Genomic DNA, 18,402 nt, shown 5'->3' on the forward strand with positions numbered 1-18,402 from the left:
AACGCATTAGAATCGATCACGTTTATGATACGGGCGACCTCCTCGGCCGCCCGTACCAGCGGCCGATTCACGCCGACGCAACGGAAAGCAGCACGAAGTGATAGGATCTCGGCGGCAGCGTACCGACGAGCGTGCCGGCATCGTCGACCGCGAGTGTTTTCCCCGCCTTGGGGACGATGCGGCTTTGATCGTCGACCGAGTTGCGCGCCTTGAGGTCCTCACCCTCCAGCGTCTGATGCTGAACGACCTTGGCTTGCTTGAAGCCCTGCAGATCGATCGTCAGGTCGAGCGGTTCGTCGATGCTGCGGTTGATGGCGAAGATCGCAAGCGACTTGCCGTCCTCCTGGAGGACCGCCGAAAGATCGAGATAGGGCACGTCCTGTGCCACGTCGCAGTCGTAGGTCGGGCCGGACGCGGCAACGCTGAGCGCCGTCCCGCGTCCGTATTTCGAGGCATATTGGAGCGGATAGTAGATCGATTGCCGCCAGGCCGGCCCGCCGGCCTTGGTGAGGATCGGCGCAATCACGTTGACGAGCTGCGCCATGCAGGCGATCTTCACCCGGTCGGACCGGCGAATGAAGACGTTGAGAAGCGAACCGACGAAGATCGCGTCCTCGAGATTGTACAGCTCTTCGAGAAGTGGCGGCGCCTCCGGCCAATCCCAGCTCGCGATGCGCTCGCCATCCTGCTTGCGGTCGTGGTACCAGACATTCCACTCGTCAAAGCAGATCTTCACATCGCGCTTCGAGCGCTTTTTCGCTTTGATGTAGTCGATAACGCCGCCGATGGTGACGATATACCGGTCGAGATCGATCGCCTTGGCGTAGTAGTTGAGCGTGTCCTGCTCTTCGTTGCCGAAATACTTGTGGAGCGAGATGTAGTCGACGCTGTCATAGCTGGCGTCGAGGACCGTCGCCTCCCACTCCGGATAGGTCTTCATCTTGTCGTTCGACGAGCCGCAGACCACCGTCTCCAGCGTCTTGTCGAAATATTTGAAAGCCTTGCTCACTTCATTGGCGAGGTGGCCATACTCGGCCGCGCTCTTGTGGCCGACTTGCCACGGCCCGTCCATCTCGTTGCCGAGGCACCAGATCCGCACATTGTGCGGTTCCTTGTAACCGTGCTTGGCGCGCAGATCGCTCCAATAGGTCCCGCCGGGATGATTGCAATATTCGAGGAAGTTGCGGGCGTCGTCCAAGCCGCGCGAACCGAGGTTCATCGCCAGCATCATCTCGGTGCCGGCGCGCTTTGCCCAGTCGGCGAATTCATTGACGCCGACCTGATTGGTTTCGCGGGTGCGCCACGCGAGGTCCAGGCGAACCGGGCGCTCCTCGCGCGGGCCGATGCCATCCTCCCACCGGTAGGCGGAAACGAAATTGCCGCCCGGATAACGCACGATCGGCATGTCGAGATCGCGCACCATTTCGAGGACATCACGGCGAAAGCCATCCGCATCGGCCTCCTCATGACCGGGTTCATAGATGCCCGTGTAAACCGCCCGCCCCATGTGCTCCAGGAAGGAACCATAGACGCGCTTGTCGACGGTCGAGATCGTGTATTCCCGGTTGAGGGTGGCTTTCGCTCGCATGGGCTTCCTCGTTTGTTGAATTCGATTTTGCCCGAAGCTAATCTGTATGATTTTTTAAATCAACTATTTTGTTTTATATCAGAAATACAGATACACATGCCCGATCGCATCTCGCTCGATCAGCGCGAGCATCCGGCTGCCGAATAAACATGCCGACCATCGGCTACCCGGTCATTTCGTCTTCGAAGGATGCAACCGTCCGCGTATCGGCACGAACATGTCAGCTAATGCGCGACGCCAGAAGCTTGTCGATGCGCATGCCGTCCATGTCTACGATTTCGAAACGCCAGCCCTCGAAATCGAAGCTCTCGCCGACATGCGGGAGATGGCCGAGGATCTGCAGTGCGAAGCCGGCGATCGTGTGGAAGTCGCCGTCCGGACGATCGCGGAAACCCAGCCGCTCGAAGGCGTCGTGCGCGGCCATCATGCCCTCGATCAGCATGCTGCCGTCCTCGCGCACCACGATATCGGGCTCGACGGTTTCCGTATCCGGCAGGTCTCCGGCAATCGCCTCCAACAGGTCTGTCTGGGTGACGATCCCCTCCAGGCTGCCGTACTCGTCGATAATGGCGGCCAGGCGTACGGGCGCACTCTTGAATTTTTCGAGCACCCGAAAGACGGCCGTCGACTCGTGCAGGACCAGCGGCTCCCGAATAACGCTGAGGACGTTTAACGACTGACGATCGAGCAGCTGATCAAGTAGATCCTTTTTCAGCACCATTCCCAGCGGGTAGTCGATATTGCCCCTGCCGATCAGAAGCTGTTCGTGATGACATTCCCTGATCGTCCTCAGGATCTCCTCCTGGCTGTCGTCGGCGTCGATCCAGTCGACCTCGATGCGCGGCGTCATGAAGTCGGATATCCTCCGGTCGCCAATGCTGAATATCCGCTCCACCAATTCCTGTTGAGCCGCATCGAGAAGTCCTGCCTCCTGGCTTTCGGCGACGAGGAGCTTGAGTTCCGTCGGAGAATGCAGCGATGCCTCGCCTGCACCCGGGCGCAGGCCGACCGATCGAAGCACCAGATTGCCGAGACCGTTGAGAGCGAGGATCGCCGGACGCAAGAGAAAGAGGAACAGCGCGAGCGGACGGACGACGGCCAACGCCGTGCCCTCGCTGCGCTGCAGCGCCAGGCTCTTCGGCGCCAGTTCGCCGAGCACGATATGCAGCGCCGTGATTATGATGAAGGAAATCGCGACGGCGAGCGCGTGTGATCCGACCGATGCCCAGGCCGCAGGCAAGACTGTCATCAACGGCGCGATCAGATGGGCGAGCGCGGGTTCACCGACCCATCCCAGCGCCAGGGACGATATCGTGATTCCGAGTTGGGTGGCCGCCAGATTGGCATCAAGATTATCGACGGCGTGCTGGAGCGCGCTCGCGTTCATGTGCTTTTGCGCGACCAGTTCCGCCACGCGGCTGCGGCGGACCGAAACGAGCGAAAACTCGGCGGCGACGAAAAAGCCGTTCGCACCGACGAGCAGAAACACGGCAAATACCCCGAGAAAATCGAGAATACTGCCATCGGAACCGGACATGGTCTCCCTTCGGGCGGGCAACGCCTCGGACTGTTGAAGCTCGAACCAGCGTATCACGCTCTTGGCGCCGGAGGCAGACTTGAGATATCCGCTTGACGAAGGTTGGGACGAATGCCGCCTCGGTCGCAGATTTCGTCACGGGTGCATGAGCGCGCCCAAAAGCACCGGCTGCAGATGGGCAATCTCTTCGATTCACATCTAGATTTGCACCCAGGAACTTTTCTAGGATACGTGGACGGAAGGCCGCTTCGTGCCTTCTCGTCACCGACGCCTGCCCTCCCCTTCACTCATGGGATTACCCGATGCCAAAGACATTTCTCTCGATCGGCGAATGCATGATCGAACTTTCACAGGCCGGCGACGGCCATCTCAAGAAGGGTTTCGCGGGCGATAGCTTCAATACGGCGTGGTATGCCCGCGCCTTTCTCGGCGACGACTGGCGGGTAAGCTACTTCACGGCACTCGGAACGGACAGGCTTTCCGACGAAATGCTTGCCTTCATGAACGGCGCCGGCATCGCCAGCGATCACGTGCGCCGCATCGAGGGGCGTAATCCCGGCATGTACATGATCCACCTGAAGGACGGCGAGCGCAGCTTCCAATATTGGCGGGAAACATCCGCGGCAAGGCTTCTGGCCGAAGACCGCGACCGACTGCGCGCAGCGATCGATGGCGCCGAGCTCATCTATTTCTCCGGCATCACGCTTGCGATCCTCTCGCCCGACGATCAGGCCCGTCTGCTGGACGAAATCCGCCGGGCTCGCGAATTGGGGAAGACCGTCGCGTTCGATCCGAATCTGCGGCCACGGCTGTGGCAAGACACCGAGACGATGTGTGCTGCGGTTTCGGACGGCGCTCGCGTGGCGACGATGGTCTTCCCGAGCTTCGACGACGAGCGCAGCTATTTTGGCGACGCCGATCGCCAGGCAACGGTGAAGCGTTACCGCGACCTCGGCGCGGAGTTTGTCGTGGTCAAGGACGGCGCGAACGGCATAACGATCGGCGATGCCGGATCACGCATCGATGTTCCCGCCCATCCCGCCGATCCGGTGAGGGACACAACCAGCGCCGGCGACAGCTTCAACGGGGCCTTCTTGGCGATGCACCTGCGGGGACAGCCCTCTCGCGACGCCGCGGCGTTCGCCGCAAAGGTCGCCGCACGCGTCATAGAGCAGCCCGGCGCCCTCATCGGATCGAAGCATTTGCCGCAACCGGAAGTGGCCTGACGTTCCACCCCCTGCTACAAGGACGGCCGCCGACGGCCGCGATATATGGCGCGATTCTAAAATGCCGTGCTATCTTGCGGCCCCGGAGACACGGACAGGAGAACCAAGCGAGCAAAGAATTTCCGCAAACGCGACATTGGCGACAGAACATTTCGCAAATGCAGTGCGGCGCGTCATAAGTTTGCGTTGTGGTAGTCGATTAAATTGATAGTTTTATCTGGCAAAGGATGGAGGGCGATATGGGCTCGAATAGACTTACCGGAATGATGAAACTAGCGCTTGTGGTCGGCGGCCTGCAGCTTGGCTCCCTTGGCCTCGCTCAAGCGGATACAACAATCCTGAACGTGTCCTATGATCCCACTCGGGAGCTCTACAAGGACGTCAATGCGGCCTTCGCCGAAAAATGGAAGGCCGATACCGGCGAGACGGTGACGATCCAGACCTCTCATGGCGGCTCCGGCAAGCAGGCTCGGTCGGTGATCGACGGCCTCGAGGCAGACGTCGTGACGCTGGCGCTTGAAGCCGATATCGACGCGATCGCCAAGGAGAGCGGGAAAATTCCTGTCGACTGGAAGACCCGCTTCGCAAACAACAGCTCTCCCTACACCTCGACCATCGTTTTCCTCGTTCGCAAGGGCAACCCGAAAGGCATCAAGGACTGGGGCGATCTCGTCAAGGAAGATATCCAGGTGATCACCCCCAACCCGAAGACCTCGGGCGGTGCGCGCTGGAACTTCCTTGCGGCCTGGGCCTGGGCACGGGCCGCCAATGGCGGCGACGATGCCAAGGCGCAGGAATATGTGGCGCAGCTGTTCAAGCACGTGCCGGTCCTCGACACCGGTGCACGCGGCTCGACGACAACCTTCGTCCAGCGGGGCCTCGGCGACGTGCTGCTCGCCTGGGAAAATGAAGCCTACCTCTCGCTGGAAGAACTCGGGCCCGACAATTTCGAGATCATAACGCCATCGATCTCGATCAGGGCCGAGCCGCCGGTGGCGCTTGTGGACGGCAACGTCGACAATAAGGGCACGCGAAAAGTGGCCGAAGCCTACCTGAACTACCTCTACAGCGATGTCGGCCAGAAACTGGCAGCCAAGCACTACTACCGGCCCTTCAAGCCGGAGCTCGCGGACCCCAAGGACACGGCACGCTTCGCCGATGTGAAGCTGGTCACTATTGACGAATTCGGCGGTTGGAAGGAAGCTCAGCCGAAGTTTTTCGCCGACGGCGGCGTTTTCGACCAGATCTACAAGCCGGGACAATAATATTTCATGGCCTTTCGCAGCAGCAGGCGATGGCAGTTTCGGCAGCCGAGCGTCATTCCGGGTTTCGGATTGGCGCTCGGCGTCACCCTGACATGGCTCACCCTCATCGTACTCATTCCGCTTTCCGGCCTCATCTGGCGCTCGAGCGGCCTTGGCTGGTCGAAATTCTTCGCGCTGGCATCTGACGAGCGGACCGTCAACGCTTTGACGATCAGCTTCGGCACCGCTTTCGTCGCCGCCGTCATCAATCTCGTTTTCGGCGTCGTGCTTGCCTGGGTGCTCGTTCGCTACCGGTTTCCCGGAAAGCGTGTCATTGACGCCATGGTCGATCTGCCGTTCGCGCTGCCGACCGCGGTTGCCGGTATTGCGCTGACCGCGCTCTATGCACCGAACGGCTGGATCGGTTCGCTTCTCGCGCCGCTCGGCATCAAGATCGCCTTCACGCCGGCCGGCATCGTCGTGGCCCTCGTCTTCGTCGGCCTGCCCTTCGTCGTCAGAACGGTTCAGCCGATCATGGAGGAAATCGACAAGGAGGTGGAGGAAGCGGCCGCAACGCTTGGCGCCAGCCGCTATCAGACGATCAGCCGCGTCCTGCTGCCGGGCCTCCTTCCGGCCGGGCTGACGGGCTTCGCGCTCGCCTTTGCGCGCGGCGTCGGCGAATACGGCTCCGTCATCTTCATCGCGGGCAACCTGCCTTACGTCTCGGAGATCGCACCGCTCCTGATCATCATTCGCCTCGAGGAGTTCAACTATCCGGCGGCAACCGCGATTGCCGCGGTGATGCTGCTCCTTTCGTTCATCATGCTGCTGGTCATCAACACGATCCAGTCCTGGAGCAGACGGAGATACGGTTATGGCGCATGATGCCGGCACCGCGTCGATTGCGGCGCCATCAAATCTGGTCAAAGCGGCGACCTCGGAGACGCGGTTCGCGCGCATGACCCTGACCGTGGTTGCTCTCGGTTTCGTGGCACTGTTCCTGCTGTTGCCGCTTGCGACCGTATTTATCGAGGCGTTCCGCAAGGGACCGGCGGAGTTCTTCTCGGCGCTGCGTGATGCGGAGACGTTTTCCGCCATTCGCCTGACGTTGCTGGTCGCCGCGATCGCCGTGCCGCTCAACCTCGCCTTCGGGGTGGCGGCCGCCTGGGCGATCGCCAAGTTCGAGTTCAAGGGCAAGGCATTCCTCACGACCCTGATCGACCTGCCCTTCTCGGTGTCGCCCGTGATTTCGGGCCTCGTTTTTGTGCTGCTCTTCGGATCGCACAGCCTGCTCGGCCCCATCCTGCAGAGCTACGGCATCCAGATCCTCTTTGCCGTGCCCGCGCTGGTGCTTGCAACCGTCTTCGTCACCTTCCCCTTCGTCGCGCGCGAACTGATCCCGCTGATGCAGGAACAGGGCACCGCCGACGAGGAGGCGGCACTGTCGCTCGGCGCCACCGGCTGGCAGACCTTCTGGCATGTGACGCTGCCCAACATCAAATGGGGCCTGCTCTACGGCGTGCTTCTCTGCAACGCCCGTGCCATGGGAGAGTTCGGTGCGGTCTCCGTCGTTTCCGGCCATATTCGCGGCCAGACGAACACCATGCCGTTGCAGGTGGAAATCCTCTATAATGAGTACAACTTCGTCGCCGCCTTTGCGGTGGCGGCGCTCCTTGCGCTCCTGGCGCTGGTAACGCTCGTCTTGAAGACGGCACTTGAACTTCGCTACAGCGACGAGATCGCTGCCAGCCGCAGGCATTGAAAGGTCCAGACATTCATGGAAGTCCGCGTCCAGAACATACGCAAGGAATTCGGCCGCTTCCCGGCGCTCGACGACGTCTCGCTCGATATCCGGTCCGGCGAACTGATCGCCTTGCTTGGCCCGTCCGGCTCGGGAAAGACCACGCTGCTGCGCCTCGTCGCCGGCCTCGAGAGCCCGACCGGCGGCATGATCTTCTTCGGCGACGAGGATGCATCGAAGAAGAGCGTACAGGAGCGAAACATCGGTTTCGTCTTTCAGCACTATGCCCTCTTCCGGCACATGACGGTGCTCGACAACGTCTCCTTCGGACTGAAGGTACGGCGCGCCAACAGGCGACCGCCGGCCGCCGAGATCCGCCGCCGGGCCCTTGATCTGCTCGATCTCGTGCAACTCTCCGGCCTCGAAAAGCGCTATCCGGCCCAGCTCTCCGGTGGCCAGCGCCAGCGCGTGGCGCTGGCGCGCGCCATGGCGGTCGAACCCAACGTGCTGCTGCTCGACGAGCCCTTCGGCGCGCTTGACGCGCAGGTACGCAAGGAACTCAGACGCTGGCTCAGGGAAATCCACGACCGAACCGGCCATACGACCATCTTCGTCACCCATGACCAGGAGGAAGCCCTGGAACTGGCCGACCGTGTCGTCGTGATGAGCAAGGGTGCGATCGAGCAGGTCGGCACGCCCGACGAAATCTATGACCATCCGGTCTCGCCTTTCGTCTACGGCTTCATCGGCCAGTCCAACTGCCTCGAAGTCTCGCTTTCAAGCGGCGAAGTCTGGTTCGAAGACCGGCCGATCGGGCTGCGCGCAGCAAGCGAGCCCGACGGGCCCGCAACCCTCTACTTCCGCCCGCATGACGTCGAGCTCATCGACGGCTGCGGCGGCTGTCTGGCCGGCCTCGTGACCGGCAGCCGCCGGGTGGCCGGAACGCGCCATCTCGAACTCGATCTCGGCCGAAAGCACCCGTCCGTCGAGATCGAGCTGCCGCCGGAGCGCGCGACCGCCGCCGATCACGCCCGCATCGCCTTCAGGCCGACCAAATGGAAGCTCTTCCGCAAGGACGAGGCGCTGCCGGAAGTCAAGCGGAGGGTCGAAACACCCACCGGCGAACTGGCGCGCACGGGTACGTAATGTCGGTTATCGAAGATCTGACGCGATCGCTCGGCGAAGCGGTCGTGCTGACGGGTGACCGCATCCCGGAACGCCATCGCAGCGACGCAAGCCTTACCGGGCGCAACCTGCCTAAGGCGGTCTTGCGCCCCGCAAGCGTGGCGGAGGTTGCCGCAGCACTCAAGGTTTGCGACGGCCACCGTCAAAGCGTGGTGCCGCAGGGCGGTATGACCGGGCTCGCCGGCGGTGCCAACCCGGGCGCCGGCGACATCGTCATTTCGATGGAGCGGCTTTCCGGCATCGAGGAGATCGACGCGGCGGCCGCGACGATGACCGTACTTGCCCGCACGCCGCTTGAGGTCGCGCAACGCGCGGCCGAGGATGCCGGCTTCCTGCTGCCGATCGATCTCGGCGCGCGCGGCTCTTGCCAGATCGGCGGCAACCTCGCCACCAATGCCGGCGGTATCCGTGTCATCCGCAACGGGGTCGCGCGTGACAATGTCCTCGGCATCGAGGTCGTGCTCGCCGACGGCACGGTGGTCTCTTCGCTCAACAAGATGATCAAGAACAATACGGGCTATGATCTCCGGCAGATCTTCGTCGGTTCGGAGGGCACGCTTGGCATCATCACCCGCGCCGTGCTGCGCCTGCGCCCGTTGCCGGCCGGACGGCTGACGGCACTCTGTGCGCTCGACAGCTACACGGACGTCGTCGCCTTTCTGAAGCGCGCTCAGCGGGAGCTCTCCGGTCTCTCCGCGTTCGAGGCGATGTGGGAAAGCTATTTCCGCTTCAATTGCGAGGCGGAAGGACGGCAATTCTTCGAGACTTCTCCCGCCTTCGCCGCGATCATCGAGCAGGATGTCCACGGACAGGACGGCGAGCGCGAGCAATTCGAAGTCTTCCTGGGACAGGCCCTCGAAGACGGATTGATCGGCGATGCGCTGATCGCCCAGTCGGAGAAGGAGGCCCAGGCCTTCTGGCGCGTGCGCGAAGGCCATGCCATGGACAGGTTACTGCCTTCCCTCGTCAATCTCGATGTCAGCCTGCCGATCGGCGATATCGGGCGCTTTGCCGAGGAATGCGGTAGGGCGCTTTCCACGCGGTTTCCGTCGGCGCATGTCTCCTTCTTCGGCCATGTCGGCGACAGCAATCTCCATATCGCCTTTTCGGTTCCGGACGCCGACGACGAAACCGCGCATCAGGTCGATGCGATCGTCTACCCGCTTGTCGCCGCCTACCACGGATCGATCTCTGCCGAACACGGGATCGGCACGTTGAAGCGCGACTTCCTCGGCCACTCCCGCAGCGAGGCCGAATTGGACGTCATGCGCCGGATCAAGAATGCCCTCGACCCGAACGGCATCCTCAATCCCGGCAAAGTGCTGCGCTAGATCATTTCATTGTTTCTTTGAAACAGTGAAATGATCTAACTCTTTGAAATTACGCAATTCCGGACGGAAAACCGTTACACACTTTCCTGGAATTGCTCTAGTTCGAGCTGCCTCCACCCGTGGACTTTCGGCCAAGGCACCCTTCCGCATGGAACGATCAGCAATGTGCAGCATCAACGGCGCACACTGTTCCTCTATAGCCAGGAGGCCGGCGACTTCGGCAGCCTGCCTTCGGGATCTATGACCTCAAGGCGTGGCCCACCCGCGCCGTTCCAGCGCCAGAGCGCGACGCAAGTGCCGCCGGGCGACATGAAAGACGGGTAGATCACGCCGTGGAAATTACGAGCCGAGAGATCGGCCTGCACCTTATGGGTCTGCGGCACCGCGCCCCTGTCGAGGTCGTCTCGCCATTCGCATCGGTGGATGGCATCCGTCAGTCCAAGCTCCGCAAGGACATTGGCGTCCGTGAGATCTGCCAGCCGCGCATCGTAAAGCTCGAGCCGCACGATCAGCGCCGGATGTTGCACGAAACCCTGATTGTATTCCGCCCAGGCCGTCGATAGCTCGCGCGCGGCATAGATCGTCGGCGTGCCCACCGGATTCCATCGGCCGCCGAAGCGCGCCGCACCTTCGCCGGAAAGCGGGACATGGGCCCAGCGCGGCACGAAGGCGCGCCAGAGCGGCATCGGTGCGGCAGGCGGCAGCTCTAAGTTGGAGCGGGATACGGACGGAAAACCGCTCACGCTTTTCCTCATCCCGCTTTAGGCGTAGACGCCGGCGCGAACAGCTTCCAGATAAGCGAGTACCTTGTCGGCCTTGCCGTCGCCGACGAGATCGAACGCCGTCTTTCCGGCCCATCCGGGGATCGGCTGGTGCTTGAACCAGATGACGGCGCGGGCCTCGTCGCCCGCCATTTCGGACGCCATGGCGAGGATGCGGACGACCTTGCTGAGAGCGCTATCGACCTTGCGGGCGCCGGTCTTGGCCGTCAGCGTGTTCCGCGCGACGCTAATCAGCTTGGCGAGTTCGGCAAGCGTTATGCCCAAACGGTCGGCGACAAGGCGCGCCGACAGAAACGGGGATTGATCCTCCCCGAAACGGGCGGCGGGAATGTCCAGGTTGAGAGCGACCATGGCAGAACTCGATCTTGTTTTGATCAACACATGGATAAAATAAGATCATTCCGTGATCATTTCAAGCTCAGCTCTACTGCATGTTTCCTTAAGTCGTAGCCGATTTAAGGATAGAAACATACAGCAATTCAAAGTGCTACCGCATCCTTTGCGCGTCTGATAAGACGCGCGGTGCTGTTGCTCATCGCTGCCAGGAGGGCGTCCGCCGGTCGAAGAAGGCCGAGATCCCTTCCCGGGCTTCCTCCGTTTCCCAGGTGTCGGCAAGCTGCTCGATCGTCGCTGCGATGACTGCATCGGTGATCGGCATGCCAAGCGAGCGCGCCAAGCGCTTCGCCCTTCCGGCCGCTTGTGGTGCGGCGGAAAGATAGGGCGCGATTTCCGCATCGACAGCGGCGTCCAGGTGTCCATCGTCGACCACGACCGTCGCAAGACCGGCGGCAACCGCCTCTTCGGCGCCGAAAAGCCGGGCCGACATGAACAACGGCCGCGCCCTCCCTTCGCCGATCCTGGCGACGACATAGGGACTGATCGTCGCCGGGATCAGCCCGAGCCTCGCCTCCGTCAGGCCGAACTTTGCGCCCGCCGCCGCGACGACGGCGTCGCAGACGCTCATCAGTCCGACGCCGCCACCAAAGGCATTGCCATGCACCCGCGCGATCAGCGGCTTCGGCATTTCGTTCAGCGCCTTGAACATCATCGCGAGACGCGTCGCATCGGCGATCCGCGCCTGCCGGTCGGCGTCAAACTGCTGGCGCATCCAGTCGAGATCGCCGCCCGCACAAAAGCTCTTCCCCTCGCCGTCGAGGATGACGACACGGACCGCCTTGTCGTCGCCAAGCCGGACCGCCGCATCCGTGAGCTCGCCGATCATCGCGGCGGAAAGCGCGTTGTGCTTTTGCGGACGGGCGAGCGTAAGGCGGGCGACGCCCCGTTTGTCGACGGCGCACCGGATCGTTTGCTCAGTCATGCGGCACTCCTCAGCGATCGGGCGAAGGCCGCGGCGCGATCGAGCTTTTCGGCGTCAAGCCCGGTCGAAAATCCTCTTTTCCGCAGGTAGCCATCCACCGCAAGCGTATCGACGTTGCCGGCGGCGCCGGGAGCGTAGGGGCAACCGCCGAGCCCTCCGGTCGAGGCATCGAACACCCGCAGACCCCGATCGAGGCCGACAGCGATATTTTCCAGCGCTCGGCCGGACGTGTCATGGAAATGACCCGCAAGCTTTGTCGCCGCGACGTCACCGAGCACCGTCGCCAGCATGGTATCAACGGCTTCCGGCGTGCCGCGCCCGATCGTGTCGCCGAGACTGATCTCGTAACAGCCGAGCTCGGAAAGAAGGCGTGCGACGCGGGCAGTGGCCTCCGGCGCGATCGGTCCCTCGTAAGGGCACTCGACGACACAGCTGACGTAGCCGCGCATCGGAATCCCATGCTGCCGGCTTGCCTCCGCGACCGGGCGGAAGCGCTCGATGCTTTCGGCAATCGAACAGTTGATGTTCTTCTGAGAGAAGCTTTCGGAGGCGGAGGCAAAAATCGCCACCTCGTCGGCGCGGGCGGCGCGGGCGGCCTCGAAGCCCTTGATGTTCGGCGTCAACGCGGCGTAGCGAATGCCCGGGCGCCGCGCGATGCCGGCCATGACCGCCGGGGCATCGGCCATCTGCGGCACCCATCGCGGGCTGACGAAGCTCGTCACCTCGATGCGCTCGAAACCGCAATCCGACAGCAGGTCGACCAGCCGGATCTTGTCATCGGTATCGACAAGCCGGGACTCGTTCTGGAGGCCGTCGCGCGGCGCCATCTCGACGATCGTGACGTGCTCACTTGCCGACGACGTCACTGCGCGGCCTCCTCACTGAGCGTTACAAGGACGGTGCCTTCGCTGACCTGCGTACCCTCGGCGACGTGCACGCTCGCGACCGTCCCCTCCCGCGAGGCCGAAAGCGTCAGCTCCATCTTCATCGCCTCCATCACCACCAACGGCTGGCCCTTGGCGACGGCCTCGCCGGCGCCGACACGGACCATCTTGACGAGCCCTGGCATCGGCGCGACGAGCTCGTCATCGGCAATTTCCCCGCCATGTCCGCCGGACAACCCATCCGGCAGATGAAACACCAGGTTCCGGCCACCGAGAAACAATGTCAGCGTCTCGCCCTGCCGAAGGAAGCGAAGCGTTCGCCTCTGCCCGGCCACTTCCAGCCGCGCACCGTTTTCGAAGCGTTCGAGCACGAGTGCCGGCAGGGTGCTCGTCCCGGCGCGAACCGCGAACTGATCGCGGCCGCGCGACGCGAGCGTGACAGCCGCGCGCCCGTTCGCGTGGTCGATGGAAATCGTCCGGTGGGCATCGCCCCAGATCTGCCAGTAGCCGAGCGAGGCCCAGGGATCGGTGGACGTCATCGGCTGAAGGACGCCGGTGGAAACAATCGCCACCAGCGCCAATGCTTCGTCGTCCGGGTCGCTCGGCGCCGCCAGCCGCTCGACCGCTCGGTCGATCAGTCCCGTATCCGGCCTGCCGGCGCGGAAATCCTGTTCGTCCGTCAGCCTGATGAGAAAATCGAGATTGGTAACCGTTCCGCCGATCCGGACTTCCTTCAGAGCCGCCTGCAGCCGGGCGAGCGCTGCCGAGCGTGTGCCTCCATGCACGATCAGCTTGGCGATCAGCGGATCGTAAAAAGGCGTTATCGAGTCCCCCTGGGTGACACCGGAGTCAATGCGCACGTTGCTGTCCGGGAAGCTTAGATGTGCGAGCCGCCCGGTCGCCGGCAGGAAGCCGCGCGTCGGATCCTCGGCATAGATGCGCGCCTCGAAGGACCAGCCGTCTATGCCGATCTCGCCCTGCTTTTTCGGCAGCGGCTCGCCGTCTGCGACGCGCAGCTGCCATTCGACGAGATCGAGCCCCGTGACCGCCTCCGTGACCGGATGCTCGACCTGCAATCGCGTGTTCATTTCCATGAAATAGAACTGGTCCGGCCAGAGGCCATTGGTTACGTCGGCAATGAACTCGACGGTGCCGGCGCCGACATAGCCGATCGCATGCGCGGCCCTGACCGCGGCGTCTCCCATGGCGCGGCGCACTTCCGCGGTCATGCCCGGCGCCGGCGCCTCCTCGATCACCTTCTGGTGCCGGCGCTGCAATGAGCAGTCGCGTTCGAAAAGATGAACGATGTTGCCGTGCCGGTCTCCGAAAATCTGGACCTCGATGTGGCGGGGGCGGGTCAGATACTTCTCGATCAGAACCCCGGCGTCGCCGAAGGATCCTTGAGCTTCCCGCTGCGCGGCTTCCAGCGCCGAACCGAAATCCTCTCGCCGTTCGACGCGCCGCATGCCCTTTCCGCCGCCTCCGGCGCGCGCCTTGATCAGCACCGGGTAGCCGATTTCCGCGGCGCGGGCCGCCAGGAACTCAGGATCCTGCTGATCGCCGTGATAGCCCGGCACGACGGGCACGCCGGACTGCTCCATCAGCGCCTTGGCCGCGTCCTTGAGCCCCATGGCCCGGATCGCCTCCGGAGGCGGCCCCACGAAAACGATGCCGGCGGCCTCGACGGCCTCGGCAAAATCGGCGTTCTCGGACAGGAAGCCATAGCCAGGATGGATGGCGTCGGCGCCGACAGCCTTCGCGGCCTCGATGACGCGCTCGATCGAAAGATAGCTTTCGGCCGCATTCGCGGGGCCGATCCGCACCGCCTCGTCGGCGAGCGTCACGTGAAGCGCGTCGCCGTCCGCATCCGAATAGACGGCAACGGTGCGGATGCCGAGACGCCGGGCGGTGCGAATGATGCGGCAGGCGATCTCGCCGCGATTGGCAATCAGGAGTTTGGAAAACATGCCCCTCGGTTCCGCTTCTATTCTGCCGCCACCACTTCGACTTCCAGGAGCCAGCCGGAATCGAAGATTCCGGCAATCACGACCGTCATCGCCGGTGCCAATGCACCGAGATAGTCGCTACGGATCTCACGGTTCGCGAGGGTATGGTTCCTGTCGGCGAGGTAGGTCGTCACCTTTACGATATTGGACTTGGTCATGCCGGCGGCCTTGAGCTGGGCGTCGACATTCAGCCAGACCTGGCGTGCCTGCGCCTCGAAGCCTTCCGGCAAGACGTCATCGGAGGTCATGGGTATCTGGCCGCTGACGAAGAGCAGACGTTGAAAACTTTCGACGCTGACGGCCTGCGCGTAGCCGCCGCGCGGCTGCGGCGCGTTGATCGCGTTGATGTTGTCGCGCTTCATGCCGGCCTCCCTACATCCTGAACAATCCGAAACGTGTATCCGCGATCGGGGCGTTGAGCGCGGCCGACAGCGACAGTGCGAGCACGTCCCGGCTTTTGCGCGGATCGACGACGCCGTCGTCCCAAAGACGCGCCGAGGCATAGAGCGGATGGCTTTGCCGGTCGAAAAGATCGAGCACCGGCTGACGGAAGCGCGCCTCCTCCTCCTCGCTCCATGGCGTGCCGGCCCGCCTCAACGCTTCGCCGCGCACCGTCGAGAGCACGCCGGCCGCCTGTTCGCCGCCCATCACCGAAATGCGGCTGTTCGGCCAGGTCCACAGGAAGCGCGGTGAAAACGCCCGCCCGCACATGCCGTAGTTGCCGGCTCCGAACGATCCGCCGACCAACATGGTGACCTTGGGCACTTTCACCGTGGCCACCGCCGTCACCAATTTGGCGCCATGCTTGGCGATGCCTTCGGTTTCGTATTTGCGGCCGACCATGAAGCCGGTGATGTTCTGCAGGAAAACGAGCGGGATCTTGCGCTGTGCGCAGAGTTCGACGAAATGGCTCCCCTTCAGCGCCGACTCCGAAAACAGCACGCCGTTATTCGCGACAATGCCGACTGGTATTCCATGAATATGGGCGAAGCCGCAGACCAGCGTGGTCCCAAAACGCGCCTTGAATTCGTCGAAACGGGAGCCGTCGACGATCCGGGCGATCACCTCGCGAATCTCGTAGGGCGTCCTGAGGTCGGCCGGCACGATTCCCGCGATCTCCTCCGGATCGTAGAGCGGCGGCTCGGGTGTGCGAAGCTCCACCGGCGATGATTTTTCGCGGTTCAAGGCTGACACGGCGCGCCGCGCCAGAGCCAGTGCATGCGCATCGTCACGCGCCAGGTGATCGGCAACGCCCGACACCCGCGTGTGGACGTCGGCGCCGCCGAGATCCTCGGCCGAGACCACTTCGCCGGTCGCCGCCCGCACCAGCGGAGGGCCGGCCAGGAAGATCGTGCCCTGCCCCTCGACGATGATCGCCTCGTCGGACATGGCGGGCACATAGGCGCCGCCCGCCGTGCAGGATCCCATGACGACGGCGATCTGCGGGATGCCGGCAGCCGACATATTGGCCTGGTTGTAGAAGATCCGTCCAAAATGCTCGCGATCGGGAAAAACCTCGTCCTGGTTCGGCAGGTTGGCGCCGCCGGAATCGACCAGGTAAACGCAGGGAAGCCGGTTTTCGGCAGCGATTTCCTGGGCTCTCAGGTGCTTCTTGACGGTCATCGGGTAATAGGTACCACCTTTGACGGTCGGATCGTTGCAGACGATCATGCACTCGCGCCCGGCAATCCGGCCGATGCCGGTAATAAGCCCGGCACTCGGCGCGTCGCCGTTGTACATGCCGTGCGCAGCCGTGGCGCCGACCTCCAGGAACGGAGTGCCCGGATCGATCAGCGACGCGACCCGGTCGCGCGGCAGCAACTTGCCGCGGCTGACATGGCGTTCCCGCGCCGTCTCGCCGCCGCCGTTGACGGCGAGCCGCACCGCCTCCTCGATCGTCGCGATGGCCTCTGTCATCGCGGCGCGGTTGCTCCTGTAGACGTCGGAGGATGCCGAGATATGCGATCTCAAAATTGTCATGAAGCCCTCAGGCACGGGATTTTGACCAAGATGCGCGAAGAACGGCCGCCGCCGTTCGTCTATTTCGTTTCCGCGAACAGCTCGCGCCCGATCAGCATCCGGCGGATCTCGCTCGTGCCGGCGCCGATCTCGTAGAGCTTGGCGTCACGCAACAGGCGGCCGGCCGGATAGTCGTTGGTGTAGCCGTTGCCGCCGAGCGCCTGGATTGCCTCGAGCGCCAATGCGGTCGCCTTTTCCGCCGCATAGAGAATGCAGCCGGCGGCATCCTTGCGCGCGGTTTCGCCTCGGTCGCACGCCGCCGCCACCGCATAGACATAGGCGCGCGCCGCATTCATCGTCACATACATGTCGGCAAGCTTTCCCTGCATCAACTGGAACTCGCCGATCGGCTGGCCGAACTGCTTGCGTTCATGGAGATAGGGGACGACGACATCGAGGCAAGCCGCCATGATGCCGAGCGGCCCGGCCGAAAGCACGACACGCTCATAGTCGAGGCCGGACATCAGCACGTTGACACCGCGGCCGTCCGCACCGAGCACGTTTTCTTCCGGCACTTCGCAATCCCTGAAGATGAGCTCGCAGGTGTTGGAGCCGCGCATGCCGAGCTTGTCGAGCTTCTGGCCGGTCGAGAAGCCGGCGAACCCCTTGTCGACGAGGAAGGCGGTGATGCCGCGCGGGCCGGCGGCCGCATCGGTCTTGGCATAGACCACCAGAACATCGGCGTCCGGACCATTGGTGATCCACATCTTGTTGCCGTTCAGCACGTAGCGGTCGCCACGCCTGTCGGCTCTCAGCGTCATCGAGACGACGTCGGAGCCGGCGCCAGCTTCCGACATGGCGAGCGCGCCGACATGTTCGCCGGAAATCAGCTTCGGCAGATACTTCGCCTTTTGCTCGGGGCTGCCGTTGCGGTTGATCTGGTTGACGCAGAGATTGGAATGGGCACCGTAGCTTAGGCCCACCGAGGCGGAGGCGCGGCTGATTTCCTCCATCGCGATGCAATGGGCGAGATAGCCCATGCCGGCGCCGCCATAGGTCTCATCGGCGGTGATGCCGAGCACGCCGAGCTCTCCCATTTCCCGCCAGAGGGGAGCGGGAAAGGCGTTGCTCCGGTCCGTCTCTTCCGCAAGCGGCGCGATCCGTTCGCTCGCAAACCGGCGCACGCTGTCGCGCAACGCGTCGATGTCATCGCCAAGGGCGAAACTCAGTCCACCTTGATACATGTCTTTTCTCCTCCGCATGTCTCCGGCGGCGATCTCCTCATCGCCGGCAGAAACAGGCCTCGCGGGCATCTCCCCCGCTGCATGTCTCCTCAAATCGCACCCGATTTGAGGATAAAAAACCATGCCGCAAGTCAACGTGCTACAGCGTCCTCGCGGTGAATGAGACGCGCGGCGCCGTAGTGACACAACCGCTCGGCGCATCCTACCGCTCCACGGCCATCGCTGCGAACGATAACATCGCCGTTCGCTAATTTCCTTCCAAAGAGCCGCCCGGCCAAGCACGATATGAAAACGCACGCGCCGGAATGCGATAAATCGATGCTTCGACACCGGCAGGGCTTCGCCGATATCTGCGGC

16 protein-coding genes are annotated in these 18,402 nt (G+C 63.1%); 6 read left to right on the forward strand and 10 right to left on the reverse strand.

Translation table 11 applies throughout. The features are described from left to right. Positions 1-67: 67 nt before the first annotated feature. Positions 68-1,588: an arabinosylfuranosidase ArfA gene (gene arfA, locus RB548_RS31155; RefSeq protein WP_331376227.1), complete on the reverse strand. Its 1,521-nt coding sequence runs from the start codon at positions 1,586-1,588 to the stop codon at positions 68-70. 220 nt (positions 1,589-1,808) lie between these two features. Further along, on the reverse strand, positions 1,809-3,125 hold the full coding sequence (locus tag RB548_RS31160) for a hemolysin family protein (RefSeq protein WP_331376228.1): 1,317 nt from the start codon (positions 3,123-3,125) through the stop codon (positions 1,809-1,811). Positions 3,126-3,427: 302 nt separating this feature from the next. On the opposite strand from RB548_RS31160, the gene RB548_RS31165 reads away from it, so the two are divergent. From RB548_RS31165 to RB548_RS31190, 6 genes are all read left to right on the forward strand, one after another. Further along, positions 3,428-4,351 carry a sugar kinase gene (locus RB548_RS31165; RefSeq protein WP_331376229.1) on the forward strand — a complete coding sequence of 308 codons (924 nt, stop codon included), beginning with the start codon at positions 3,428-3,430 and terminating at the stop codon, positions 4,349-4,351. Between the two features lie 239 nt (positions 4,352-4,590). Then, on the forward strand, positions 4,591-5,616 hold the full coding sequence (locus tag RB548_RS31170) for a sulfate ABC transporter substrate-binding protein (RefSeq protein ID WP_331376230.1): 1,026 nt from the start codon (positions 4,591-4,593) through the stop codon (positions 5,614-5,616). A 6-nt stretch (positions 5,617-5,622) separates the two neighbouring features. Beyond that, positions 5,623-6,480: a sulfate ABC transporter permease subunit CysT gene (gene cysT, locus RB548_RS31175; protein ID WP_331376231.1), complete on the forward strand. Its 858-nt coding sequence runs from the start codon at positions 5,623-5,625 to the stop codon at positions 6,478-6,480. Beyond that, the gene (gene cysW, locus RB548_RS31180) at positions 6,470-7,357 is read left to right on the forward strand and encodes a sulfate ABC transporter permease subunit CysW (protein ID WP_331376232.1); all 888 of its coding nucleotides are present in this window, start codon (positions 6,470-6,472) and stop codon (positions 7,355-7,357) included. Before cysT ends, cysW begins: the two co-directional genes overlap by 11 nt. Before the next feature lie 15 nt (positions 7,358-7,372). Continuing rightward, the gene (locus tag RB548_RS31185) at positions 7,373-8,482 is read left to right on the forward strand and encodes a sulfate/molybdate ABC transporter ATP-binding protein (RefSeq protein WP_331376233.1); all 1,110 of its coding nucleotides are present in this window, start codon (positions 7,373-7,375) and stop codon (positions 8,480-8,482) included. Continuing rightward, positions 8,482-9,852, forward strand: coding sequence for an FAD-binding oxidoreductase (locus tag RB548_RS31190; RefSeq protein WP_331376234.1), 1,371 nt, complete (start codon positions 8,482-8,484; stop codon positions 9,850-9,852). The genes RB548_RS31185 and RB548_RS31190 overlap by 1 nt, the downstream gene beginning before the upstream one ends. Positions 9,853-10,046: 194 nt before the next feature. Here RB548_RS31190 and RB548_RS31195 read toward each other — a convergent pair whose 3' ends face one another. The 8 genes from RB548_RS31195 to RB548_RS31230 form a co-directional block, all read right to left on the reverse strand. Continuing rightward, positions 10,047-10,607 carry an RES family NAD+ phosphorylase gene (locus RB548_RS31195; RefSeq protein ID WP_331376235.1) on the reverse strand — a complete coding sequence of 187 codons (561 nt, stop codon included), beginning with the start codon at positions 10,605-10,607 and terminating at the stop codon, positions 10,047-10,049. Between the two features lie 6 nt (positions 10,608-10,613). Beyond that, positions 10,614-10,985 carry an antitoxin Xre/MbcA/ParS toxin-binding domain-containing protein gene (locus RB548_RS31200; protein WP_331376236.1) on the reverse strand — a complete coding sequence of 124 codons (372 nt, stop codon included), beginning with the start codon at positions 10,983-10,985 and terminating at the stop codon, positions 10,614-10,616. 181 nt (positions 10,986-11,166) lie between these two features. Continuing rightward, the gene (locus RB548_RS31205; protein ID WP_331376237.1) at positions 11,167-11,952 is read right to left on the reverse strand and encodes a crotonase/enoyl-CoA hydratase family protein; all 786 of its coding nucleotides are present in this window, start codon (positions 11,950-11,952) and stop codon (positions 11,167-11,169) included. Beyond that, positions 11,949-12,818, reverse strand: a complete 870-nt coding sequence (locus RB548_RS31210) for a hydroxymethylglutaryl-CoA lyase (RefSeq protein WP_331376238.1) — start codon at positions 12,816-12,818, stop codon at positions 11,949-11,951. Before RB548_RS31210 ends, RB548_RS31205 begins: the two co-directional genes overlap by 4 nt. Continuing rightward, entirely contained in the window at positions 12,815-14,803 is a 1,989-nt protein-coding gene (locus RB548_RS31215) for an acetyl/propionyl/methylcrotonyl-CoA carboxylase subunit alpha (protein ID WP_331376239.1), read from the reverse strand. The genes RB548_RS31210 and RB548_RS31215 overlap by 4 nt, the downstream gene beginning before the upstream one ends. Before the next feature lie 17 nt (positions 14,804-14,820). Further along, positions 14,821-15,204, reverse strand: coding sequence for a RidA family protein (locus RB548_RS31220; RefSeq protein ID WP_331376240.1), 384 nt, complete (start codon positions 15,202-15,204; stop codon positions 14,821-14,823). Between the two features lie 10 nt (positions 15,205-15,214). Continuing rightward, the gene (locus RB548_RS31225) at positions 15,215-16,822 is read right to left on the reverse strand and encodes a carboxyl transferase domain-containing protein (protein WP_331376241.1); all 1,608 of its coding nucleotides are present in this window, start codon (positions 16,820-16,822) and stop codon (positions 15,215-15,217) included. Between the two features lie 59 nt (positions 16,823-16,881). Continuing rightward, on the reverse strand, positions 16,882-18,045 hold the full coding sequence (locus RB548_RS31230) for an isovaleryl-CoA dehydrogenase (protein ID WP_331376242.1): 1,164 nt from the start codon (positions 18,043-18,045) through the stop codon (positions 16,882-16,884). Between the last annotated feature and the right edge of the window lie 357 nt (positions 18,046-18,402).

It is taken from the genome of Sinorhizobium chiapasense, assembly GCF_036488675.1.
In the GTDB taxonomy this organism is placed as follows: Bacteria; Pseudomonadota; Alphaproteobacteria; order Rhizobiales; family Rhizobiaceae; genus Sinorhizobium; species Sinorhizobium chiapasense.